Here is a 24,040-nt window from a genome sequence, read left to right as displayed (position 1 = left end):
GTTCTCCCGATCACGTGACGGTGTGCTGCTGATCAGCTCGCGGCGTTCCGGCGCGAGCCGCGGACGATGCCGAACGCCCCGGCGGCCAGGCCGAGGACGCCGACGACGAGGCCCGCGATGCCGAGCCCCCGGGCGGTGGAGTCGCTCTTGTCCTCGGACGACGCCGACACGGTCACCTGATCGGCCGACCCGCCGGTCGAGCCGCCGGCACCGGACGGTGTCGCGTTCGGAGCCGCCGCCGCGCCGTCGGCGGGCACCAGCTTGAGCGTCGGCGCGGGCTTCTCCGGCTCCGAGCCGTCCGGGTTGGGCAGGTCGATCCAGCGCACGATGTCGCCGTTGTCGTACGTCTGGAGCGCCTTGAACACCAACACGTCGGTGTCGGTCGGGAGTTGCCCCATCGACACCTCGAAGTCCTCGTACTCGCCGGGGTTGATCCGCACGCCCGGGTTCGCGGTCCAGGTGACCTTCGCGACCGCCTCGGTGATCTGCTTGCCGTGCGACGTGATCGGCGTGGCCAGCGGCTTCTTCTCGATGACGGCCGTCCAGCCCGCGAGCGGACGGGTGCGCACCGAGGTGAGCGGCTTGTCCTCGGGGAGGGTGACCTCCAGCCTGGTGGTGCCCGCGCTGTCGTTCTCGTTCGGGACGCGGAACTTCACGCCCGCGTACCCGCCTTGCTCGGCCTCGCCGGGCTGCACCGACACGTGGGCGGACGCGGGCGCGGCGAGGGCGACGACGGCCGCCGTCGAGACGGCGGCGAGAACCGCCGCGCGCCGGCGGATGCTGCTGAGCTGCGTGAGCTGCATGGGGTGTCAGAACTCCGTGAATGGGCGCACGCCGTACGGCCCTTGGCGGGCCGGGCATGCGAAAACCGGTGCCCGGCCCGGACCTTCGCGGTCGGGCGGGGCGGGACACAAGCACGGTCGGGTCCGCCTGCCGGTTCCTTCGGGCGACACGGCGTGCGGGCTCACCGGGACGCGTGGTCCCGGGGCGGGCAGGCGGGCCGTCCGAGTCCGCCCGCGCGGCCACCGGGCCGGACGGGCGGGTCCGCGTGCCCCGGGCGGGGCACCGCGTTCAGCAGGCGAGTGCGAAAGCGGGCGGCCCGCGCCGCACGACGGCGTGCCGCAGGTGCACGGAGACCGGCCGCGGCTCGGACGCGCGCGTCCGGCGGACCGCGGCGGGCGCGTGCCCGCACGGCACGGTCCCGAACAGCAGCGCGAGAACCGTGCGCAGCGGTGCGACGGCGCTCGTGTGCAGGCGGCGCAGGAGGCGGAACAGCCCGAACAGCGCCGCCTCGCCGCGCCGCAGCCACCAGCCCGCGGCCAGGGCCGCGACGAGGTGGGCGGCGAGCATGCCGAGGCCGCCGTCGAAGAGTGTGGGGGCCGCGGCGTGTCCGGCCGCGGTCGTGTCCGGCAGGGCACCGGGGGCGGTGGGGTCCAGGCCCGCCGCGGCCACGATGTCCTGCGGCGACCAGCCTTCGGGAAGCACGATGCGCCCGTCGGCGTGTCGGCTCCCGCACAGCAGCCGGTCGAGAACGCTCAGGCCGCCCCCGGTCCCGGGGTGCCCGGCCGGCGCCGCGGTCGCCGCGGCCAGGCTGAAGAGGGTGTGCAGCGCGAGTTGGCCCAGCGCGAGCAGCGCGGTGATCCCCGCCCACGAGCGCTCGCGTCCCGCGGCGGCGTACGCCACCGCGCCCACCACGACGAATCCGGCGGCGAGCGCCCACACCGGCAGCGGCTCGTGGCTCATGAACGCGTGCCCGGCCGCGGACAGCGCCACACACACCGCGGCGAAGACGGCGGCGCGTGCGGCGCGAAGAGGGCGGGACGCGAGCATGACGCCCCATGTTCTCATCGCCTTCCCGCACGACTCCCTCGGGGCTCCCTCATCCGTCGCGACAGGCGATACGGGCGGGCTCGGGCGGGGGAAAAATCAATTGTGGACTTTCTCGGGGATTCGGGTATATGCGCTGAGTCTCTTTCTCCGAGACGTCAAGAGTTTCCACGCATTCGATATCCGATTGCGACACTCTGAGCGGAGGCCCGTTCATGGATATGCGGTGGACTGTCCACCTCCCCCGGGAACGAGCGAGCGTGCCGATGGTGCGGCGGTTGCTGATGGGGGCCATGGAGACCGCGGGCGTCGATCCGGGAGTGGCCGCCGAGATCGGGCTCGCGCTCTCGGAGGCCTGTGCCAACGCCGTCGAACACGCGCACGGCACCCACCCCGACACACAGTTCGAGGTCCGGGCCCGCATCATCGGCAGCCGGTGCCGCATCGAAGTGAGCGACACCGGGCCCGGCTTCCCGCCCGAGCGGCTGAGCACACCCCTCCACCACGTGACCGCGACGGGAGCCGAGAGCGGGCGCGGGCTCCTGTTGATCGAGGCCATGTGCGACCGCGTCCAACTGCGCAATCATCCGCAGCGGGGCGCGGTCATTCGTTTCGAGAAGTCGCTGCGCTGGCGGAAGGACGCCCTGCTCCCCGCGTGACGCCGGTTTCGGTGCCGGAGCCCGCCGTACCGCGGCACGCCCGGCCGTCCGCGGCCCTCGCTCCCCGGTGGCCCGCGTCGCCGTCGACCGCTCCGCATAGCCTGGTGCCCGCCCGCACCGGACCGTACGAGGAGCCCCGACGTGACGCCCCGCCCCGCCAGGTACCTCCTCGTGCTGTGCGCCGTGGCGGCCGTCCTCTGCGGAGTCCTCGCGCCGCCGGCCGCCGCGGACGACGACGCCTCGGCCGTCGACCACGTGGTCCTCGTCGGCGTCTCGGGTCTGATGTGGTCCGACGTCACCGCGTCCGGTACGCCGAACCTGGCGGCGCTCACCGGCCGTGGCGCGTCGGCGGCGTTGTCGGTGCGCACCGTCGAGTCGACCACGTGTCCGACCGACGGTTGGCTCACGGTCGGCGCGGGAGCCCGGGCGACCGGCGGACGTTCCGGCGGCGCGTGCCCGCCCGTACCGGAGCCGGTCGTCGCACCCGACGGCGCGCTGACGGTTCCCGACCTGCCGCGCGTCGCCGACCGCAACGACAAGTACGCGTACGACCCGGCGTTCGGCGCCGCCGCGGCGGCCGTGGCGGGTACGGGCGGCTGCGTGACGGCGGTCGGCCCCGGCGCGGCGGTCGCCACGGCGGACAAGGACGGGCGCAGCCCCGCGGGGTATCTCCCGGACGCCGCCGCGCTGGACCAGGCCTCGCTCGCGCGGTGCCCGCTGACGGTCGTCGACCTCGGCTCCACCGACCGCCCCGAGACGGGTCGCGTCCCGGGCGACGCCCTGCGGGCGTTCGACACCGAACTCGGCCGCCTCGTCGCCGAACTCCCGCCGCGCACCCGCCTCGTCGTCGCGGGTGTCGCGGACGGCGGCGACGCCGCGCACCTGCGTGTCCTCACCGTCTCGGGGGACGGCTTCGGCTCGGGCCTGCTGACCACGTCGTCGACCCGCCGGGACGGCATGGCCCAGCTGACCGACATCGCGCCGAGCCTGCTCGCCCCGCTCGGGATCGGCGCACCGAGCGCCATGGTCGGTGCCGAGGTCCGCCGGACCGGCGGGCCGAGCGGTGCCGACGCCGTGCACGACCTGCGGCTCCTGGACGTGGGGGCGCAGGCCGCGCGCGAGGTACGGGAGACGTACCAGTTCCTCACGTGGCTCACGCTCGTCCCGCTGCTGGTCTTCGCGGCGGGCATCGGGTGGTCGGGGCGGTTGCGCCGGACCGGTGCCTCGGACGCGGCCCGCCGCCGCGTGTTCCGCGTGCTCCGGGTGGTGGCCGTCGCGGCGGCGTCCGTTCCGGCCGCGACGTTCCTCGTCGGGCTGTTCCCGTGGACGGAGGCGTCCAGCCCCGAGGCGGCGATCATCGGGCTGTCGCTGGGCGGCGCCGCGCTGCTGACCGTCGCCGCGCTCGCCGGGCCGTGGCGGCGGCACCCCTATGGCCCGCCGGGGTTCGTCGCCGCGGCGACCGCGGTGATCCTGGCCGGCGACGCCGTCACCGGCTCGCACCTCCAGATGAACACCGTCTTCGGGTTGTCGCCGCTGATCGCGGGCCGGTTCTACGGGTTCGGCAACGTCGCGTGGTCGTTGTTCGGCATGGTCGTGCTCTTCGCCGCCGCGTGGCTCGTCGGCCCCATGCTCGACGACTCCCGGCGGCGGGGCGGCGGTTCGCGGCGTCCGGCCGTCCTCGTCCTCGTCGCGTGCGGCCTGGCGGCCGTCGTGGTCGACGGCTGGCCGGCGTTCGGCAGCGACTTCGGCGGCGTGCTGGCCCTCGTGCCCGGCTTCGCGGTGCTGGGCCTGCTGCTGACCGGGACACGCGTCTCGTGGGTGAAGGCCGGTGCGGTGGCCGCCGGTGCGGTCGCCGCGGTCACCGTGATCGCCGTCCTGGACTGGACGCGGCCCGCCGGCAGCCGCTCGCATCTGGGCAGGTTCGTCCAGCAGGTGATCGACGGCGAGGCCGGATCGGTGCTGCGGCGCAAGATCTCCGACAACCTCAGCTCGTTTGACGGGCCGGTCGGCTTCCTGATCCCCGTGCTCATGGTGCTGGCGCTGACCGCGATCCTCGCGCCGCCGAAGCTGCGGGCGACGGTGCTGCCGACCGCCTACGAGCGGGTGACCTGGCTGCGGCCGGTCCTCATCGCGTGCTGGGTCACCGCCGTGGTCGGCTACGCGGCCAACGACTCCGGTATCCAGATCCCGACGGTCGCGCTGCTGATCGCCGTGCCCCTCGTCGCCGCGGTGCTCGCCGAGGTCGCCGCCGAGAGCGCGGCCGGGTCAGGATCCGACGCGGGTGCCGCGCCGCGCCCGCAGGCCGAGCCACACGGCGCCGAGTAGCAGCGCGATCCCGGCGTACGGGCCGACCGTGCCGCGCAGCGTCCGGGCGAAGCCGTCGACCGCGTCCGGCAGCGGGATCGCGCGTCCGGGGACGTACGCGCACACCAGCAGCGTCGTCCGGGCGAGAAGCAGTCCGTCGGTCGCGGTCGCGGCCAGCAGCACGACCGGCGCCCAGGCCGCCACGTCGTACCACGGCAGGCTGTAGGGCGCGGTCAGCAGCCACGCGACGGTCAGCAGCGCCGCGGCCCCGGCGGCGTCGCGCGTCACCGGGTCGCCGCCGAGGGGGCCGCGTGAGGCCGCGCGGGCGACCACGGGCGCGAGCAGCCACGCGACGAGCGCGAGGGAGAGCCAGCCGATCAGGCCGATGAGGGTGCGCGCGTGGTCGGAGCCGAGCGCCGATTCGAGCGGTTTCACGGTCAACCGCAGCGGCATCGCGAGCGAGACGAGCTTGCTGTTCTCCCGCATCTGCGCGAACGCCTGCGTGCCGAGCGGCACATACGTCAGGGCTCCGACCACCAGCGCGCCGCCCAGCAGCACACCCATGTCCCGGCGGCGGTGCCGGAGCCCCCACAGCAGCGCGAGGACGTACAGCCCGAGGCTGATCTTCGCGGCACAGGCCAGGCCGACCAGGACGCCCGCGAGCGCCGCCGAGCGCCGCACCGCGACCAGCGCGGCGACGGCGAACGCGACCGCGACCGTGTCGGCGTGCCCGGCGTTGACACCCACGAACAACAGCAGGGGGTTGAGCAGCCACAGCAGCGCGACCCGTGACCGCGCGCGGTCGGCCGAGGCCGCGTCGCCACCGCGTGCGGCGCGTTCCGCGACCGCGCGTTGCAGCAGCAGGCCGGTCGCGACGAAGGCGAGCGCGCCGATCAGCGTCAGCACCAATACGGTCGTGTGCGGCGACGTGCCGCCGATCCTGGCCGCGAGCCACTGCTCGGCCGTGGCGACCGGGCCGTACACCGACGGCGTGTCCTGCCACGGGGCCTCCACCGCGAGGCCCACCGGGTCGCCGCGCGCCGCGAGGTCCTGCGCGGTGTCGTGGTACGGGTTGCCGCCCGTCGCGGCGAGCCGGCCGTAGGCCGCGTAGACGAGGTGGTCGGCGGACCCCATGGGCGGGACGAGCACCACAGCCACGGCCGCCGCGCCGCCGGCGACCGTCAGGCGCCGGGGGTTCGGCGCCCACCCCGCGCGCAGCGCGAGTATCGCCAGGCCGAGGCCGACCGCGCCGATCAGCGCCGATCCGAGCAGCAGTCCGGTGACGAGCGCCGCCGACGGCTCGGTCCCCGCGTGGTACGGAGGCAGCCAACCGGGCGCCCCGGGCAGCGGCGGCTGGGCGGCGCTCGGGCCGAGGAGGCCCGTCAGCAGCACCAGCCCGATGCCGACACCCAGGCAGGCCAGTGCCGCGCGGCCGTATCGGAGCGCCGGTTTCCGGACGACGAGGGCGGCGGTGTCGGTGCCCGGTGTCGGGATCGCCGGGTCGCCGGGCGCCGCGAGATCGCGTTTCACGTGAAACACCCCGGCCCCGGGCTGTCTGCCTCGTGCGACGTCACGTGGAGCCCCTGGGCCCCTCGGGCTCGTCGCGTTTCACGTGAAACACCTGTTTCCCGCCATGTGGTCGCTTGGTCGTGTTTCCCATGAAACATCCGTGTCCGCCCGAGGTGTCCGGCCCGTTCAGCCGCCCGCCCCCGCGGGGCTGCCGGTCCGGCGCCCGCGTACGGCGCCCGGGAGCGCCCCGGCCGCGCCGCGCTCCGCCAACGCCCGTGCCACGTGCGCGTACTGCAGGGCCCGGTGCCGCTGCGCGGCCCAGTCCGTACCGGTCACGCGGTGGTGGAGGTCGACCTCGACCTCGCGCACCGCGTACCCCTGCCGGACCAGGTCGATGGTGAGCCCCGTCTCGACACCGAACCCGGCGGCCAACGGGAGTGCGGCCTCGAACGCCTCGCGCGTCAGACAGCGTTGCCCCGACAGCGGCTGCGTCGCGGCGAAGCCGCTGGCCCGCAGGATGCCGTCGCGGGACGCGCGCACCACGAAGCCGTGCCCGCCGCCCGCCCGCTTCTGCGGCGGCAGGATCGCGATCGTCATCGCCGCCTCGCCGTCGCGCACCGGAGGGATCAGCGCCGCGGCGTTGGCCGCGCTCTCCTCCAGATCCGCGTCCAGGAACAGCAGCAGGTGAGCGGCTTGCGGCGTGCCGCGCCCCTCGCGGGTGTCGATCGCGGCCACCGCCGCGGCCCCGGTCTCCATCGCGGCTGCCTTGCCCCGGTTGCGGCCGTGGCGGACGACGACCGCCCCCGCCGCCGCGGCGGCGCGTACCGTGGCATCGCGCGACCCGTCGTCCACGACGACCACGAGATCGACCCCGGCGATCGCGGACGCGGCCCGCACGGTCGCGCCGACCCTGCGCTCCTCGTCGTGCGCCGGGATCACCACCGCGGTGGGGGCCGGTGCGCCGTTCGCCTCATCGGACCCGCGGTCTCCGGATGCCTGATTCGCCATGGCAAGGGATCGTAGATCCTGGGCGGCTGTGCCATGTCCCGCGCACCCGCCCGCGGCGGCGCGGCGGCGTGCCCGTGTTCCGTGGAACGGGTACAAAGAAAGTGGAGGTCGTCACACGCCTCCCGTGGAACCTTTGCGGCGCGCCGAGTCGTCCTTGCAGAAGTGAAGAGCTGATCGGGTTTCGTCGGCCGGAACGGCATGGCGGATCGCCTCGCACCGGCTGCGGAGTGCCACCACTGCGCTGCTCTCGCGGGCACCGCAGGTCCGCCGTCCGCGCCACCGTCCGCTACGGCACGCCACTCGGTCCGCATGTGGTGCGCTCCGAAACTGTCGGAGACAGTTTCGAGCACGAAGAGTTCGCAGACAGTTTCGAACGCGGTTCGAGCACAGTTCAAGCACAGTTCCAGACGGTTCCGAACCTGTGTCCGGGGGCGCGGTTCGCCTCGCGGAGGCCGCGACCCGGCGTACCACACACGCAGTTGCTCTGGCAGGTCCAGGAAGTTTCCAGCAGTTTCCGGCATTTCCGGCAGGCTCACGGAAGGGAACGAGCGCCATGCTGCGCGAGATCCTCGGAAAGCGACGTAGGGAACGATCCGCACTGCTGTCCGCCGCGGTGGCGTGTGCCCGATGGGATTGGCCCGTGCTGCCCGGCGTGGGCCTGGACCGGTGGGGAGGCACGTGCGGTTGCGGACGCGACGACTGCGCCCTCCCCGGAGCACACCCCGAGCCGCCCGCCTCCGCCCTCCCGATCGACCCGGTGGCCGGGGCGTCCCCGGGACGTTCCCCCGCGGGGCGCTCCGCCGGGGACGAGGTGCGCCCGTCCCTGCTCGCCGCGAGCGCCGACGAGCGCATGGTGCGCTGGTGGTGGGGCCGCTTCCCGACCGCCCCCCTCATCCTGGCCACCGGCCGCCGCGTCGCCGCGCTGAGCGTGCCGGAGGAGGCCGGCGTCCGGGCCCTCGGGCAGCTGCGGACGCTCGGCGTGCGCACCGGCCCCGTCGTGGCCGCGCCCGGGCGGTACGCCTTCCTGGTCGCGCCCTACACGCTGGACGAGCTGGGCGACCTGCTCGACCGCTACGGACTCGACCGGTACGGCACGGTTCCCTTCACGCTGCGCTGCCACGGCGACGACGGCTACCTCGCCCTGCCGCCGTCCCGCGTGCCGGGCGGACCGCTGCGCTGGGCGGTCGCACCGGCCGGCGCCGCGGTCCCGGGAGCCGCGGCGCCCTGGCTGCCGCATGTCGCCGACCTCGTGCGCACCTTGGTCGACACCTGTCATTCCGTGACCCAGGTACGCCGGTCCGCCTGACGCGCGCTCGGGAAGGCGCCCGGCGTACGCCCCCTCATGCGCGCTGTTTGGCCATGATCGTCCGTATACGGAGCGTTGCCTTCCTTTTCCGCCGAGTCGCGGCATGACTCCCATCGCCGCGCGTACGGCGGTAGCGTGAGGGCGATCGGGCGCCTCGGGGAGAGGACGGACATGCGTCAGCCGGACGGGTACGAAGCCGGTGCCACGCGGGAGTTCGTGGACCACGCGCACGGGTCCGGACCCGACGGCCGAAACGGCTCCGCGCTGCCTCCGGCGGTCTCCGCCGGTCTGGAGAGCCTGGCGCGCCTGTGCGTCGACGTAGACCTCGCGCTGGAGAGCGCCGACCTCGCGGTCGGCAGGGTCCGCGTCGAGTACGAGCGCGCCCGGCAGGACGAGTCCGGCGCGACGTTCCAGCCCCGCACGAACGTCGCGTGGCAGATGGAATCCCTCGTCTACACCCACTACAACGGCATCCGGCGGCTCGCCTTCGAGCGCAACGCCGCCTACGCGCTCGCCGCCGCGTCGGTGCTCCAGGCGATCGTCGACGGCCGAACTCCCGGCGACGCGGAGCTGCTTCCCGCCGGCGATGTCGACCAGGTGCGGCGGATCCTGGACGACGCCGCCGCGCTGCGCGCCATGCTGCCGCGCCCTGTGACCGGAAACGACGAGGTCGACGACGTCCTCGGCCGCGCCCATCGGGCGGTGCTGCGTGCCCTGGGCGCCGCCGGCGAGCAGGAACTCCCTTGGAGTCAGGCGCACTTGCACCTGGCCGAGCTCGTCGACGAGCACCTCGACCTCGACCCGCCGGTGGCGGCCGGCGAGCCGGGCATCAACATCTCGCTGCGCGCCTACGCGCAGGGCTGCCACGGCGTGGTGCTCGGCATGGCCCCCGGCGGTTGGCTCACCACCGGACCGTTCGCCGGCTGACGAGTGATCGTCCGGGGACCGGCCAGGCGATAGGCTCCTTTCCGCCACTGACCGGGTCCCGCGAACCGCGTGCAACGGGCGGGCCTTCGCGCGAGGAGACAGCATGCAGCGGGCACGTTCGGCACGCGTTCGCACCGCGGCGCTCACCACCACGGTGGGGCTCTGCCTGGTCATCCCCCTCGCGGCGGCCTCGGCCGATTCGCGGTCCAAGTCGTCGTCCGCCGACGGGAGTTCGGTCGTCGTCGCACCGGTGCCGTCCGGCTCGTACGCGTTCGGCAACGGCGTCGACCCGGACGCCCCCGCCGGCGCCGACGCCGTGAAGCAGCTCCTCGCCGGTACGAACTCCCCCGGAGCCAAGGGAAGTTCCAGCCCGACCGGCAAGCCCGCACCCGCCGCCACGACCGTCCCCGGCGGACCGGCCGCCGTACCGGCACCGACCGCCACCGCGTCCACCGCGGTGGCGAACACCGTGTGCGGCAAGGCCGTCGAGGCGCCCGGCGGGGTCAGGGCGCAGACGTGCGTCGTGCGCGAGGGCGGCGAGGTGTCGGCCCGCGTGCACTACCGCAACCCGACGGCCGAGCCGCTGGCCCTGGTCCTGGTGCTGATGCGTCCCGACAACGGCACGATCGAGATGCGCTGCACCGTCGACGCGGGCGCGGGCGACGGGCAGTGCGAGACGCCCGGGCTGCGCACCGACCAACCCTTGTCGGCGTGGTCCGCGATCGCCGAGATCGCCACGGCGGACGCGTCCCGCAAGGTGCTGCGATCGGGGACCGCGTCGGCCGAATGACCGCGGACGAGGTGCGGGCCCGGCCGTGCGGTGGCCGGGCCCGCGCACGCGGTGGCGACAGGGGCGGAAACCAGCCGATTCGGGACAACCGGGTGCTTCCTGTCTGGCGACGCCGAGCCCGTGACACGGGATGTCCGGCACATGACGCGCGTTTGTCCGGGAGGCGGCTCGTCGGTGGCCCCGGGGCGAATGCACCCGTTCTCGCGGGCGGTCCGGACAAAGAAAGGGCCCGGCCGCTGAAGACGGGGGATGCATCAGCGGCCGGGCAGGATCAAAGGTAACAGGCAACTTCCCAGGACCCAAGTCCGGGGCGGAATTGGACCAGGTCCAATGTGTCGCACCCCTCCCACCCTCGGTGAATCCGGCCCGGAGCCCGGCACACCGCGTCGCGCGGAGCACCGCCGTGCGGCGGGTGCGAGGGCCCCGCTCCGCGCGCGGGAACCGGCGTCCCGCACCCGCGCGCGGGCGGTGGCACGTTAATTGAGGGTGATCTGCCGGTTGAGGAGCCCGTTCCGCGCACTGCGCTGACGCGGCGTCAAGGGACTGTCGTCGGCGAGGGCTTCCGCCAACCGCGCACCGAAATCGGTCGCCGGCTTCTCGACATCCTCGGCCGGCATCGCGCCCGGGAGGTCCCACACCGGGACCATGAGGCCGTGCGCCCGGAACGAGCCGACGAACCGCGTCCCCTCGCCCAGCGACGACGCGTCGGCGGCGTGCAGGCGCGCGATCGCGTCGAGCAGCTTCTCCTCCGGATGGGGCATGACCCAGCGCAGGTGATTCTTCTCACGCATGCCGCACCAGTACGCCGCGTCCACCGACGTCAGGCGCGCCGTCGGCGTCGCGGCGGCGTTCGCGCGCTCCAGGGACGCGGCCACCTCCCCGGTCGCCGACTCCGCGTCCTCGACCCAGAAGTCGAAGCCCTCGTGCACCGTCACCGCCAAAGGCGCGTCCGGGTCGAGCAGGTCCTGCAGCCGGGGCCCGGGGCCCGGCAGCGGGCCGGGGGTGACCGGCGAGCCGTCCTCGGCCGCCAGCGCGCGCTCCAGCGCGTCCGCCAGATCCCGGCTGACGTCGCCCGAACTCGTGTGGGTCTGCAGGCCGATGAGGATCGCGCCGTTGTCGCGGCGTAGCGCGGGCCAGGCCATCGGCAGCACGGTGGCCAGCGTCACCGACCGGTCCGCCTCCGCCCCGGCCAGCGTGAGCCGGGCTGTCGCGGCCGGCACCAGCTCGCGCAGCGCGACCCAGTCGCATTCGTTCGCCAGCCCCTCGAACGGCCGGTGGACCAGGGACTCGGCGGCGGTCGACGCCTCGCGGCCGTGGCACGCCTTGTAGCGGCGGCCCGAGCCGCAGGGACAGGGTTCGCGCCCGCCGACCACCGGAACGGTATCCGTGGCGGTGGTCGAATTCGTCGTGTAACGGCCCTTCCGCGCGGCCTTCTTGCCCATGCTTGAGATCTCTCCCGGTCGCAGATCGCGGATCCAGGGCCTGCGGGAAGGTCCCGCCGGAGTCCGCGCACCGGTTCCGGGGCCGCGCGAGGGGACGCCCTGGGGGGCATCGCGGACGGCGCCCGGACGCGACCGCCCGCCGACCCGGGCCGCGCGGGTGCGAGGGACACCAGGCACACGAGCGCGCGTCCCGGACCGGCGCGGCGCTCCGACGCGGACTTCCGAGCAAGCTCTGGACGATTGACGACCGCGAGCGTAGTCCGCTCCCGGCATATAGCCCATTCCGCGATGTCGGGGCAGGCCGCCGGGCGCGGAAGGGTCAGCCGTCCAGCGGCTCGACGGCGTCGATGTCGAAGAAGTCGCGGACGTCGTCCGCCGCGCCGCCGCGCACCCGCGTGGGGAGCAGCGCCCACACGGTGACCCCGTCCTCCGCCGTACCGCGCACTCCCCATTCGGCGGCCAGCGCGTCGATGATCGAGAGCCCGCGCCCGCCGCGGGCGGTGAGCGACGGGCTGGGCCGGCGCGGCCGTGTCGGGCCGCCTCCGTCGGTGACCTCGATGGCGAGGAGGCGGTCCGGGCGCACCGCCCACGCCGCACGGACACCGCCGGACGGCAGCGGGTACGCGTGTTTGAGGGCGTTGCTCAGCAGTTCGGACAGGACGAGGGCCGCGTCGTCGACGACGGAGTCGTCCAGCCCGCGTGCGGTGAGCCCGGCGATCAGGCGGTGCCGTGCGTCGCCGACGCCGGCGGAGGCGTGGGGAACGAGCACAGCTTCGGAATCGGGCACCCCACGGGCCACGACCATTGCCACCCCCGGACCTCCTTCGCACCTGTGTCGGCCAAGGGATGCCCGGTGCGCCGCGACGGGAAACGGCCGCAGAGGGGCCGCAGACCGTGCGAAGCGCCACAGTCGGCACGAAATCCGGCGATCCGTCCGGGGGCTGACGCCTAGAACGTGTGGCCGGCCACGTGGTCGAGGACGCTCCCGGGCCGGTTGGTGATGATCGCGTCGACGCCCAGCCGCAGGCACAGCTCGACGTCTTCGGGGCGGTCGACGGTCCACACGTGGACGCGCTGCCCGGCGCGGTGCAGCCGCGCGACAAAGCGGGGATGGGCGCGCACGATCTCGATGCTCGGCCCGGCGATGGACACGCCCTTGGGCAGGGTGCCGTCGCGGAAGCGCAGCGGCACCCGCTCCATCAGGTAGACGACGGGCAGACGCGGCGCGAGGTGCCGGATCCGGCGCAGCGACATCTGCGAGAAGCTCATGACGCGCACCGGCGACGGGCGGCCGGCGACGGGGTGGGCGAGTCCGAAGCGGTCGAGCAGTTCGACGAGCCGGCGCTCGACCAGGCCCGCGTAGCGCGTCGGGTGCTTGGTCTCGATCGCGAGCTGCACGGGGCGGTCGGCGTCGACGACCAGTTGTACGAGTCGGTCGAGCGTCAGCACCGACGTACGGTCCCACTCGGGCGCCTCGGGGTCGTCCGAGTGCAGCGCCTCGGCCTTCCACGAGCCGAAGTCGAGTGCCGACAACTCGGAGAGTTCGAGGGTGGAGACCACGCCGCGGCCGTTGGACGTGCGGTTGACGCGACGGTCGTGCACGCACACGAGGTGGCCGTCGGCGGTCAGGCGTACGTCGCACTCGAGCGCGTCGGCGCCGTCCTTGATCGCTTTTTGGTACGCGGCGAGGGTGTGCTCGGGGACGTCTTCGGACGATCCCCGGTGCGCGACCACCTGCACGGTCGGCCCGGAATGAGGACTCACCCGGTCATCGTGCCACTTCGCCGCCAACGGCAGGTGGCCGCGCGTCGACGGGGGGTGGTCGGGCGTGTGAGCGGTTTTCGGCCGCGGCGTCCGAGCCCCTCGCCCGGGGCCGGTACGCCAGGCGGGATCCGCGAGTACGTTGACCGCATGACTACGCTGACCTGTCCGCGCTGCCGCGGCATGATGCAGACCTACCAGCGCGTCGGTGTCACCATCGACCAGTGCACCAACTGCCGGGGGATCTTCCTCGACCACGGCGAACTGGAGCAGATCCTCAACGCGGAGCGGACGTGGGGGCAGCAGCCGTACCCGCAGCAGCCCCCGCCTCCCGCGTACGGTGCTCCCGCTCCCGCCCCCGGCTACGGCGCGCCGGTCCCCGCGCCGCACGCGCAGGGCGGACACGGCCACGGTTACTACGGCCACGGCAAGCACGGCGGACACGGCGGCTACTACGGCCACCGCCGCGGCGGCCACGGCTACTACGGGCACGGGCGGCACGGGCATGGTCACCGCCGGAGCTTCATCCAGCAGCTCTTCGACTGATCGCCGCCGGGTCGCCTGCCGTGCGGGGCGTCGACCGGGTGCGAGCCGCGCCGCCGTTCTCGATCGTCCTTGAGCGTCCTCGACCGTCCTCGACCGTTGTGTGCCGTCGGGCGGGCGGGTGCCGACCCGCGGATAATCCCGGGATAAAGAACGCCGTGCCTCGGGCGCCCGTCCGTTAACCGTGTTCCGACACGCCTTCGGGCACCCTTGAGGCGCAGAGTCGCCGATGAGTGGAGGTCCGAGTGAACGACGATCGCGAGGTCGCCGGTGGCACGCCGGCACCGGGGGAGGAGAATCGCCTCGCGCCGTCCGAGCCCGAGGCGGTCCGCGCCCCGGACGGCGGCGAAGCCGGCGCCGGGCAGGCTCCCCGCGCGGAGGCCGCCGGAGCACCGGCGGCGGGCAGTCCTCCCGTCGACGCCGCGGCGACCGCGTGGCCGCCGCCGCCGCCCCCTCCCGCCCACGACCCGGCCGCCGCGTTCGCCGCTCCGGGTGCCGCGCATGCCGCGCCGGGCGCTCCGGGCGCGGTTCCCGCCGACGGAAGCGTGCCGCCGCCGTACGGTTTCCCGGCCGGGGCGTACCCCGGCTACCCCGGTTTCGCCGCGCCCGCCCCGAAGAAGCGCCGGCGCCCTAACCCGCTCGTGGCGACCGCCGTGCTCACCGCCCTGCTCGCGGGCGGCGTCGGCGGCGGCATCGGCGCGTGGATCGCCGACCGCGACAACAACTCGGCGTCGTCGACGGTCAACACCGCCAACCCGCCCGTGGACCCGGCGTCGGTCAACCGCGCGCCCGAGTCGGTCGCCGGAATAGCGGCCAAGGCACTCCCCGGCACGGTCACCATCACGACCAAGAGCGGCAGCGGCGGGCTCGGGACGCAGGAGGGCACCGGCGCCGGCTTCGTGATGGACACCGAGGGCCACATCCTGACCAACAACCACGTCGTGGCGCTCGCCGCCGACGGCGGGGAGCTGACCGTCAGGTTCGCCGACGGCACCACCGTGCCCGGCAAGATCGTCGGCCGCGCGGAGGGCTACGACCTCGCGGTGGTGAAGGTCGACAACGCGCCGAACCTCCAGCCGCTTCCGCTCGGCGACAGCGCCGCGGTCGCGGTCGGCGACGCGGTCCTCGCGATCGGTTCGCCGTACGGCCTGGACGGCACCGTCACGACCGGCATCATCAGCGCGAAGGACCGCCCGGTCGCGTCGGGCGACCAGCAGCAGGTCTCGTACATGAACGCGCTCCAGACCGACGCGTCGATCAACCCCGGCAACTCCGGCGGCCCGCTGCTGGACGCCCGCGGCAACGTCATCGGGGTCAACTCGGCGATCCGCTCCGGCGGCGGCTCCGACCCGTTCGGCGGCCAGCAGTCGACCGGCAGCGTGGGTCTCGGCTTCGCGATCCCGATCAACCAGGCCAAGTGGGTCGCGGAGACCCTGATCAAGACCGGCAAGCCGGTGTACGCCCAGGTCGGCGTCATCCCCGACCCCGAATACAGCGGCGTCGGCGCCCGCATCCGGCAGAGCTCCGTCCAGGGCCAGCCCCCCGTGACCGCGGGCGGCCCCGCCGACAAGGCGGGCCTCAAGGCCGGCGACGTCATCACCAAGCTCGGCGACCACACGATCACCGGCTACGAAGACCTCTTCAGCGAGATCTGGAGCCACAAGCCGGGCGAGACGATCAAGATCACCTACCTCCGCGACGGCAAGGAAGGCACCACCAACGTCACCCTCGGCCAACGCGAGGGCGACCAGTAACCCCCTCACCCAAAAGCCCAGGCCACAGCCCTCCACACACCCCCCGAATCCCCGGTGATCGCACGCCCCGGCCATGAGACACTGTCCAGGCCCCATCCCTCCCGGGACCCGGGCAAGGAGGGCTCGCCTAGAGGCCGATGGCGGCGGTCTTGAAAACCGCTAACTGGTTCACCCCAGTTCGTGGGTTCGAATCCCACGCCCTCCGCCCCACCAGTCACCCGAGGCCCCTGACCAGCAAAAACGGCCAGGGGCCTCGCCGTTGCCTGACTCACCGCGAGACCCCGCTGTATCCCCCGGCTCCCTGTGTCATCGGGCACGGGTGGCGGATCACCGGAACAGGCCGAAGTGCCACGCGTCCACCGGCCATCCGTGGCTACAGGGCACCTGCCACACCTGTGAACGCGATGGCTCGCACAAGATCAAAATTTGCGGATCTTCGGTTGCACCGCTTTCGCGACGTGGGATCTCGTCTTGAGGTCCGGAAAACCTTGTGGCTTGGCTATAACGGGGCGTGCGATCCTCAGCGTCATGAGCGACGAGCCCGAGGCTGACGCGGACGACGAGCCGGATCCTGACAGGTCACCGGATGTTACGAGGTTCTACGCGGCGATGCACCAAATTATCGAACAGCACAACGCTGCGTTTAACCCGCTGTCGGCACAGCTGCGTGCGATTGGCGCATTCAACCCCTTGGCCGAGCAACTGCGAATCATGAGTTCGTTCAATCCGCTCGGCGATCATTTGCAGGCCATGGCTCGTTTGCAGCAGAGCATCGCGGCTTCAGTCAAACCGAAGATGAACCTCGTCAACTTGCCGCGCGTTGATTTCCCGGGCTTGGCGTACATTAACCGGCAAATCGCGGAATTCTCGGCCTTCAATGCTTCTATTTACAAGGCATTCAACTTCACGAGTTCGACGCTGGGAATTCTTAGCGACATTGTCAACCAGCAGACCCAGTGGCAGCAGATCTTTGAATCCTTGGCCAAGCTGCGGCGTTCGCAGTACCCTGACAACTGGGACGAAGAGATCGATCCCACCATCAGCGAACTTGAGCCGATCGTGATCGATGAGGGCATCCCGCTGATGTGGGTGCCTGGCCCCAAGGTCGTCCGTGCGCTGCTCGACGCACCGGATGCTTCCTCGCGGCGTCGGATCATCAGTCGACGTTGGAGGGGGATTGTGTCTGATTGTGAAACGGTCCTGCAGGCCATCGAGCACCCTAAGCTCAAGCACGACTGCAAGTACGCGCTCGACTGCGTGGATGTTCTCCGCCAGGGACCACCCAGTGCGGCGCAGGCTCTGGCCGCAAATCTGTTGGACAGCGTCATGCGCCGCTGTTTCAAGGATGCAGACCGGATGAAGCTGACGAAGAACACCTTCAAGAAGAACGGCATCAAGTTTGAACTAGACGATTACAAGTTTCGGGCTGCTATGACCTTCGCGCCTGTGTGGCATGCCCACGCTGAGTACTGGCCGAAGAAGGGCGACAAGATTCCGCGCGTATACGGTCGGCACCCCAGTGCCCATGCTGTGGGGCCACAGCAGTACTCACGAGTTAATGCGGTCTATGGCCTCATGCTTGTCACGTCAGTGCTGAAGTTCATGGATGGCAATCTGCCCAAGTCGCGGCGGCCCCTCTAGGCATCTCGCCACGACGGTCCAAGCTCTACGGGAGAGGGTCTCCCGTAGTCCTGCGGGCGCGCGGTGGCCGCCGCCGACCGGGACCGGCGGAACGCCGCACGCCCGGTCGAGCGGCGGTCGGCCGGGCGCCCGGCGCGCCCTTGATCCAGTAGAGATTAATTCGGCAGTTGATCAGCGCTCGAAGCTGTCGTGTTCCGGGTGATGCTTGACGGTATGGCTTCGGGTGATGCTTGACACCGGTTTGCCCTGGTTGGGGTATGCGCGTGCGTCGGTTTGTCGTGCGTGTGGAGGGGGCCGGGGCCTGTGCTGGTGGAGTTGAGCGTGGTTGAGCAGAGGTATCACGCGGTGATGGAGGTGGCTGCGGGGGGTTCCGGTCACTGAGGTGGCGTTGCGGTATCGGGTGTCGCGGCAGTCGGTGCATGCGTGGGTGCGGCGGTATCGGGACGGGGGTCTTGCGGGGTTGGCGGATCGGTCGCATCGTCCGGTGTCGTCGCCGGGGCGGCTGGGTTCGGATGTGGAGTCGCTGGTGTGTGAGGTCCGGCGGTTGCATCCGCGGTGGGGTCCGCGTCGGCTGGTGTGGGAGTTGGGGCGTCGGGGTGTGGATCCGGTGCCGTCGCGGTCGACGGTGTATCGGGTGCTGGTCCGCAACGGCCTGGTGGAGCCGGCGATGCGCCGTCGTCGCCGTCAGGATTATCGGCGGTGGGAGCGGGACGCGCCGATGCAGTTGTGGCAACTCGACATCGTGGGCGGGGTGTTCCTGGCGGACGGCACCGAGTGCAAGGTGGTGACGGGGGTGGACGATCACTCCCGGTTCGCGGTGCTGGCGCGGGTGGTGGAGCGGGCGTCGGGTCGTGCGGTGTGCGGGGCGTTTGCGGACGCGTTGCGGGAGTTCGGGGTGCCGGACGAGGTGCTGACCGACAACGGGAAGCAGTTCACCGGGCGGTTCTCGTCCGGGCGTGCGGCGGCGGAGGTGCTGTTTGAGCGGATCTGCCGGGAGAACGGGATCGAGCGGCGGCTGACGGCGCCGAGTTCGCCGACGACGACGGGGAAGATCGAGCGGTTCCACGGTTCGCTGCGGCGTGAGTTCCTGGACGGAAACAGCGGATTCGCCGATGTCGCGGCGGCTCAGGAGGCGTTGGACGGGTGGCGGTCCTATTACAACGAGGTGCGTCCGCATCAGGCGTTGGACATGGCCACCCCGGCGTCGCGGTTCTTCGCCCGGCAGGCCCCGATGAAAGTGGAGGCGGCCGGGCCGGTGTTGCCCGCGAGGCTGGAAGTGCTGACCGGCGTCGGCACGGCGGATGTGTCGGGTGAACCTGCGGTTCCGGGGCGGGAGTTGCCGTCGGCGTGGCGGTCGTCGGCTCCGGTGGTGGACGCGGTGGAGGTGGACCGGGTGGTGCCGCCGTCGGGGAATCTGTGGCTGTGCGGCCAGCAGTTCTGGTTCGGTCCCGCGTTGGCGGGGCGGCCGGTGACGTTGTGGGTGGACGTGCACCGGGTGCATGTGCTGATCGGCGGTGCGAGGCACAAGACGTTGCCGTCGAAGCTGACCGGTCGGGACCTGCGGGCGTTGCTGGCGTCGGGCCGGGCGCGGCCGGCGGGTCCGGCTCCGGTGGACTGCGGGGACGCGGTGGCGGTGGGTGCCGTGGAGGTGGACCGGACGGTGAACGCCGTGGGGTTGGTCGGGCTGGCGAACGGCAAGGCCAACGTCGGTTGGGCGTTCGCCGGTCGGCGGGTCACGCTGCGGCTGGACGGCGTGGTCATGCACGTGATGGACGACGCGCGGACGCCGTTGGCGACGTTGCCGTGCCCGTTGTCCGCTGCGGCGTGCGGCCGGCTGCAAGGAGCGCGTCCCGCCGGTCCGGTCCCGGTTCCGCGGACTCCGGGCCCGGTGGTGGCTGAGCGGGCGGTGTCCTCGTCGGGCGGGTTCATGGTCGCGGGGCAGCGGGTGCAGCTCGGCCGCCAGCATGCCCGCACGGTCGTGCAGGTCAGCGTGGACGACGCTGAGCTGCGGGTCTTCCACGCGGGCGACCTGGTCGCGACGATCCCTCGGACCACCACCCGCCCGGTCCGGGTACGCAAATCCGGCGAATGGACAGATAGGAGGAGTTCCTAGGCCCACCGTCAAGGATCAGGTGAAGCCAAAACGTCAACCATCACATGGAACTAGACAATCAGCGCTCGAAGCTCGACCACACGCGGGCGAGTGGCAGGCAAGCCGCGACCGGGGGCACCCAGGTGCGGAAGGCAAGGTGCGTGGGCAAGCGTCGTCACGGACCGTGTAGGGGGATCGGGGGAAGGACGGAAAATCCCCGGATCGGCCGGAGGTCGATCGGTGCGGTATGTGTCCATGGACCGGCAACGTCGCCTCGTCGAACATCGGGCGGCTGCCTGGGAATTCGGCAGTGATCGTTTGTTGGCGGTCAGGCGCTGCCGAGGGCTGTGGGCCAGATCAGCGAAGTGCCTGTGATGGCTTGGTCGTTGGTGAGGTATCCGCGTCGGTCGGCGAGTGCGGCTTGGGGAGGTTCAGGACCTCGGCGATGCGGTGGAGGGTGGTGTAGTCGCTGTCTCGGGCTGCGGATTTGGTGAGGAACGTTTGACAGGGTGGTGTTGATGTCGGGGAGGCGCGGTTGCTCGTGGGGTGTTGGGTGCTCGGCCGCGTTGTCTTGTTGCGTTCGTGGTTGAGTTCGCTGAATCCGCGGACTTCGCGGGTGATTTCCTCGGCGTCGGGGTGCTGCCGATGAGGCGGCGGGAGAGTTCGTTGATCTTCAGGGCATCGTCGAGGTCGACGCGGTAGGTGTTGGGGGCTTGCGTCGGTGAGGCGGACGGGTTGTCCGGGCTCGCATGCTTCGCATGTGCTGCGGATGCTGTGGGGTGCTGTGGGGTGCTGTGGTGGGAGGGGTGTTCCTTCTGTTTCGGGGGTCAGTCTTCTCGGAGGCGGAGGAAGTGGAGGTAGGGGGAGCGGCCGGGGTCTTGGAGGACTTCGGCGGTGGTGGGTGGGGTGATGGGGTGGACGGAGCCGAGGTCGGGGTGGGGGATGGGGGCGGCGATGCGGTCGGCCAGGGCGGCGGCTACTTCTCGGGCCTGGCGGGAGTCGAGTTGGGGGGAGGTCAGGGCCTCGGTGCCGTCCGGGAGTTCGGTGACAAGGGTGCGGGGGCGGCGGGGGGTGCCGGAGAAGGCGGTGACGCGGACGTCGATGGTGTCCGTGTCGCGGATCTTGAGCCAACCGCCTTGGCGCGTGGGGGCGTACGGCGTGTCCAGGCCCTTCGCGACCAGTCCCTCGACGCCGGTCGGGGCGAGTGCGGTGCGCCAACTCAGGGCCTCGTCGCGGTCGTTGGTTGCCATCACGAGTTGTAGGGGTGGTTCGGCGCCGGTGAGCAGGGTGGTCAGGAGGTCCCAGCGTTCGCGCAGTGGCCGGTCGCGGATGTCGTGTCCGGGCAGGGCGAGCAGGTCGAAGGCGACGTAGGAGATCTGTGCGCCGTCGCGGGCGCGGGCCTTCGGGGAGCGGATCAACTGGCCGAAGGCGAAGCGGCCTTCGTGCCAGGCGCACAGTTCGCCGTCGAGGACGACGCCGTCGGGGAGGCCGCGCAGCGCGTCGTCCACCTCGGGGAAGCCGGGGGCGAGGTCGCGCCGGGAGCGGGCCTGGAGTACGGGGGGTTCGTCGCCGCGGATGAAGGCGAGCGCGCGCCAGCCGTCGAGTTTGAGGGAGTACTGCGTGCCGCCCGGGAGGGCGTCCTCGGCGGGGACGTCGCGTACCGCCTTGGGGCGCATGACCGGGAGGGGCGGTTCGAGCACGCGTGCGACGGCGGTGGTGCGGCGGCGGCCGGGCGCGGAGCGCGCGCCGTGGGCGCCGGCGGTCGGCAGCGTGCCGGCGCGGCGGGGGTTCAGCATGGGAGCGAGGAGGTCGCCCCGGGCCCGTACGCGCGCGGGCACATCGTCGATGGTGAAGACCAGGTCGGCCGGGTCGGTCGCGGCGTCCAACTCGTCCCAGCCCACGGGGGCGGAGACCGTGGGGGTGTCCCGCGCGCGCACGGTATAAGGGGACGCGGTTGTTTTGGCCGCCGCGTTCTGGGAGTAGTCGACGAACACGCGCCCCGGCCGCGCCGACTTCGCCATCCTCGCGACGACCAGCCGGGGGTGTGCGGCCGACAGCTCCTCGGCGAGGGTTTTCGCGTACGCGGTCACGTCGGAGGAGGGGGTCGGCGTGATCGGCACGAGCAGGTGCAGCCCCTTGGAGCCGGACGTCTTCGGGTAGGCGGTCAGCCCGTCGGCGGCGAGCCGGTCGCGCAGCAGGCGCGCGGCGTCGCGGCACGCCAGGATGTCGGCCGGTGCGCCCGGGTCGAGGTCGAACACGAGCCGGTCGGCGACGGCCGGCTCGTCCGCGCGCCACTGCGGCGTATGCAGCTCGGCGACCAGGTTCGCGGCCCACACCAGCGTCGGCAGGTCCTGGACGAGGACCTGCCGGATCGGCTCCCCCCTGCTCCGGGACGGTGTCGCGGCCGTCGCCACCCACGCCGGCGTCCCCTGCGGCAGGTGTTTCGCGACGAAGGTGTCGCCCGAGGGCCCGTCCGGATACCGGACGAAAGAGACGGGCCGGTCGCGCAGATGCGGCAGCAGTGCCGAGGCGACGACGGTGTGGTAGTGCACGAGCTCGGCCTTGGTGGTGCCCGTCGCCGGATACAGCACCTTGTCGAGGTTGGTCAGGGTGAGCCGTCGGCCCTCGACCACGGTGACCGGCACGGCGTCCTCCAAGTGGGTCTCTCCCCGTGCGCGGCATGTCGACAAAGTCGACATTTGGGATAATCAAGGCTAACCCGGGGTCGATGAACGGAGCCGTCGTGCGTGCTGTCTGGAAAGGGGCGATCAGCTTCGGGCTGGTGAGCATCCCCGTCAAAGTCGTCTCGGCCATCGGCGGCGAGCACACGGTGAAGTTCCACCAGATGCACCGCAAGGACCAGGGCCGGGTCCGCTACCGCAAGGTGTGCGAGCTGGACGGCGAGGAGCTGGCGCCGAACGAGATCGTGCGTGGGTACGAGTCCTCCGACGGGCGCGTCGCGGTGGTCACCGACGACGACCTCGCGGACCTGCCGCTGCCGACCGCGCGCACCATCGAGGTGCACGGCTTCCTCGCCGCCGACGACGTCGACCCGCTGCGCCTGGGCAAGCCCTACTACCTCACGCCCGACACCTCCGGCGCCAAGCCGTACGTGCTGATGCGCGAGGCGCTGCGCCGTTCGGACAAGGCCGCGGTCGCGAAGCTGGCGATGCGCGGGCACGAGATCCTGGCCCTGGTGCGCGTACAAGAGGACGTGCTGGTGCTGCACCAGCTCTACTGGCCCGACGAGATCAACTCGACGCAGGGCGTCGCCCCGACCGAGCGCGTGCGCGTCACGGACGCCGAGCTGGACATGGCGGACACGCTCATCGACGCCCTGGGGACGGCGGACCTCGCCGAGTACCACGACGAATACCAGGCGGCGGTCGAGGAGTTGGTGACCGCGAAGCTGGAGGGTGCCGCGCCGGTGGAGGCCGAGGCACCGGCCGAGGAGGCCGGCGGCAAGGTGATCGACCTGATGGCCGCGCTGCGGCAGAGCGTCGAGGAGGCCACGGGCGGTCGCGCCGCGCCGGAGCCGAAGGGGGCGGACGCGAAGAAGACGGCGTCCAAGCGGGCTCCGGCGAAGAAGGCCGCGGGCCGGGGGGCGGCCGGCGCGAAGCCGGCCAAGGGGACGGGTGCCGCGAAGTCGGCGGCCGGGCGGTCGACGGCGCGGAAGACGGCGGGCGGGAAGGCGGCGAACCGCTCGGGCACCGCGAAGTCCGGTGCGCAGAGCGGGAAGTCCGGGACGAAGACCGCGGCCAAGCGCCCCGCACGCAAGACGGGCTGAGCGCGGCACCCGGGGAGAGACCGCGCGGGCCGGACGGAAACGGGCGACTCAGCGGAAGTCCATCGCTTTTCGGCCTTAAAGTGTCCTGAATCACAGATCCGCGGGGCGTCCGGAATCCCCCTTCCGATCATTGTCGGCTCGGGGTCGGGTTCATTCGTACGGCGAATCTCCGCAGTTGAACGGTGTTGTGCGCCCGGCGCGCGGAATCGGAAATCCCTAATCGGGTGAACGGCGGGCGACAGCGCCGTGTGAACTCGGTCACGCGCAAATAACAATACGGACAAAAAAGGGCGTTATGGCCGCCGGGCGGGTCGAGATCGCAACTTCGGCGGAGTAGTGGGGCGGTCGCATGCCGTCACGTGACCACGGAGCGTGCTCATCCGATTTCGGAGAGGTGGCCACAGGCGCCCAAACGGGACGAATCGTGCCCCACAGATCACTTCAGCAAACCCGCGGAAGGCAAAAAGACACGTTCGGCTGCACCAGAAAAACGCGGGCTGACCTGCATGAACATCGAAGGAGGTTGATAACGCCCCGATAACCTGCTTATGGTCTCGGCCATGTGCAAATCGCACCCCTTGGGTTCTCGACTCGGACAATGGCGTCGAGATCCGCGCCTGGGAGGGACGCGGAACCAGCGATTGCCGGAACAACGTCCGCCGCAAGGCGGTACCGTTCCGGCGCCGGTGC

Annotated in this window: 17 protein-coding genes, 1 tRNA gene and 2 pseudogenes; 11 read left to right on the top strand and 9 right to left on the bottom strand. The window is 72.2% G+C overall.

Annotated elements, in window-relative coordinates:
• Positions 1 to 32 precede the first annotated feature (32 nt).
• Positions 33 to 803, bottom strand: coding sequence for a YcnI family protein (locus tag LO772_RS17535; protein ID WP_231779339.1), 771 nt, complete (start codon positions 801 to 803; stop codon positions 33 to 35).
• 268 nt (positions 804 to 1,071) lie between these two features.
• The gene (locus LO772_RS17530; protein ID WP_231779338.1) at positions 1,072 to 1,830 is read right to left on the bottom strand and encodes a hypothetical protein; all 759 of its coding nucleotides are present in this window, start codon (positions 1,828 to 1,830) and stop codon (positions 1,072 to 1,074) included.
• Between the two features lie 212 nt (positions 1,831 to 2,042).
• Between LO772_RS17530 and LO772_RS17525 the strand changes: the two genes are divergently transcribed.
• Both LO772_RS17525 and LO772_RS17520 read left to right on the top strand, forming a co-directional pair.
• The gene (locus tag LO772_RS17525; RefSeq protein ID WP_231779337.1) at positions 2,043 to 2,486 is read left to right on the top strand and encodes an ATP-binding protein; all 444 of its coding nucleotides are present in this window, start codon (positions 2,043 to 2,045) and stop codon (positions 2,484 to 2,486) included.
• Between the two features lie 141 nt (positions 2,487 to 2,627).
• The gene (locus LO772_RS17520) at positions 2,628 to 4,811 is read left to right on the top strand and encodes a hypothetical protein (protein WP_231779336.1); all 2,184 of its coding nucleotides are present in this window, start codon (positions 2,628 to 2,630) and stop codon (positions 4,809 to 4,811) included.
• Here LO772_RS17520 and LO772_RS17515 read toward each other — a convergent pair.
• Both LO772_RS17515 and LO772_RS17510 read right to left on the bottom strand, forming a co-directional pair.
• Positions 4,752 to 6,320: a hypothetical protein gene (locus LO772_RS17515; RefSeq protein WP_231779335.1), complete on the bottom strand. Its 1,569-nt coding sequence runs from the start codon at positions 6,318 to 6,320 to the stop codon at positions 4,752 to 4,754. The two genes, LO772_RS17520 and LO772_RS17515, sit on opposite strands and share 60 nt — an antisense overlap.
• A 165-nt stretch (positions 6,321 to 6,485) precedes the next feature.
• Complete coding sequence (locus LO772_RS17510) at positions 6,486 to 7,307, bottom strand: glycosyltransferase (RefSeq protein WP_231779334.1); 822 nt, start codon at positions 7,305 to 7,307, stop codon at positions 6,486 to 6,488.
• 553 nt (positions 7,308 to 7,860) lie between these two features.
• On the opposite strand from LO772_RS17510, the gene LO772_RS17505 reads away from it, so the two are divergent.
• The 3 genes from LO772_RS17505 to LO772_RS17495 all read left to right on the top strand — a co-directional run bounded on the left by LO772_RS17505 (position 7,861) and on the right by LO772_RS17495 (position 10,330).
• A complete protein-coding gene (locus LO772_RS17505; RefSeq protein ID WP_443089429.1) occupies positions 7,861 to 8,613 on the top strand; it encodes a bifunctional DNA primase/polymerase in 753 nt (250 codons plus the stop codon).
• A gap of 171 nt (positions 8,614 to 8,784) precedes the next feature.
• Positions 8,785 to 9,540 (top strand): hypothetical protein, encoded by a 756-nt coding sequence (locus LO772_RS17500; protein WP_231779333.1) that lies wholly within the window; start codon positions 8,785 to 8,787, stop codon positions 9,538 to 9,540.
• 103 nt (positions 9,541 to 9,643) lie between these two features.
• Positions 9,644 to 10,330, top strand: coding sequence for a hypothetical protein (locus LO772_RS17495; RefSeq protein WP_231779332.1), 687 nt, complete (start codon positions 9,644 to 9,646; stop codon positions 10,328 to 10,330).
• A 476-nt stretch (positions 10,331 to 10,806) separates the two neighbouring features.
• Here the strand turns inward: LO772_RS17495 and LO772_RS17490 are convergent, their stop codons facing one another.
• The 3 genes from LO772_RS17490 to LO772_RS17480 all read right to left on the bottom strand — a co-directional run bounded on the left by LO772_RS17490 (position 10,807) and on the right by LO772_RS17480 (position 13,536).
• Positions 10,807 to 11,772, bottom strand: coding sequence for a DUF5926 family protein (locus LO772_RS17490; RefSeq protein WP_231779331.1), 966 nt, complete (start codon positions 11,770 to 11,772; stop codon positions 10,807 to 10,809).
• A gap of 319 nt (positions 11,773 to 12,091) precedes the next feature.
• Complete coding sequence (locus tag LO772_RS17485) at positions 12,092 to 12,577, bottom strand: ATP-binding protein (RefSeq protein WP_231779600.1); 486 nt, start codon at positions 12,575 to 12,577, stop codon at positions 12,092 to 12,094.
• A 143-nt stretch (positions 12,578 to 12,720) separates the two neighbouring features.
• A complete protein-coding gene (locus LO772_RS17480; RefSeq protein ID WP_231779330.1) occupies positions 12,721 to 13,536 on the bottom strand; it encodes a glycerophosphodiester phosphodiesterase in 816 nt (271 codons plus the stop codon).
• Positions 13,537 to 13,683: 147 nt separating this feature from the next.
• Between LO772_RS17480 and LO772_RS17475 the strand changes: the two genes are divergently transcribed.
• The 5 genes and pseudogenes from LO772_RS17475 to LO772_RS17455 all read left to right on the top strand — a co-directional run bounded on the left by LO772_RS17475 (position 13,684) and on the right by LO772_RS17455 (position 19,584).
• Positions 13,684 to 14,079, top strand: coding sequence for a TFIIB-type zinc ribbon-containing protein (locus tag LO772_RS17475; protein WP_331717339.1), 396 nt, complete (start codon positions 13,684 to 13,686; stop codon positions 14,077 to 14,079).
• 242 nt (positions 14,080 to 14,321) lie between these two features.
• A complete protein-coding gene (locus LO772_RS17470) occupies positions 14,322 to 15,830 on the top strand; it encodes a S1C family serine protease (RefSeq protein WP_231779329.1) in 1,509 nt (502 codons plus the stop codon).
• A 116-nt stretch (positions 15,831 to 15,946) separates the two neighbouring features.
• A tRNA-Ser gene (locus LO772_RS17465) sits at positions 15,947 to 16,035 on the top strand.
• Positions 16,036 to 16,358: 323 nt separating this feature from the next.
• Positions 16,359 to 17,471: a hypothetical protein gene (locus LO772_RS17460; protein ID WP_231779328.1), complete on the top strand. Its 1,113-nt coding sequence runs from the start codon at positions 16,359 to 16,361 to the stop codon at positions 17,469 to 17,471.
• A 315-nt stretch (positions 17,472 to 17,786) separates the two neighbouring features.
• Positions 17,787 to 19,584: pseudogene (locus LO772_RS17455) on the top strand (IS481 family transposase).
• Positions 19,585 to 20,390: 806 nt separating this feature from the next.
• Here the strand turns inward: LO772_RS17455 and LO772_RS35840 are convergent.
• Positions 20,391 to 21,239 carry an ATP-dependent DNA ligase gene (locus tag LO772_RS35840; RefSeq protein ID WP_269453238.1) on the bottom strand — a complete coding sequence of 283 codons (849 nt, stop codon included), beginning with the start codon at positions 21,237 to 21,239 and terminating at the stop codon, positions 20,391 to 20,393.
• A gap of 87 nt (positions 21,240 to 21,326) precedes the next feature.
• Positions 21,327 to 22,262: pseudogene (ligD, locus tag LO772_RS17440) on the bottom strand (non-homologous end-joining DNA ligase); the annotation flags it as partial.
• A gap of 44 nt (positions 22,263 to 22,306) precedes the next feature.
• Between ligD and ku the strand changes: the two are divergent.
• On the top strand, positions 22,307 to 23,350 hold the full coding sequence (gene ku, locus LO772_RS17435; protein WP_231779327.1) for a non-homologous end joining protein Ku: 1,044 nt from the start codon (positions 22,307 to 22,309) through the stop codon (positions 23,348 to 23,350).
• Positions 23,351 to 24,040: the final 690 nt, after the last annotated feature.

The organism is Yinghuangia sp. ASG 101 (assembly GCF_021165735.1).
In the GTDB taxonomy this organism is placed as follows: Bacteria; Actinomycetota; Actinomycetes; order Streptomycetales; family Streptomycetaceae; genus Yinghuangia.
The sequence above is the reverse complement of the archived record's forward strand: the minus strand, read 5'-3'. Positions and strand labels throughout refer to the sequence as shown.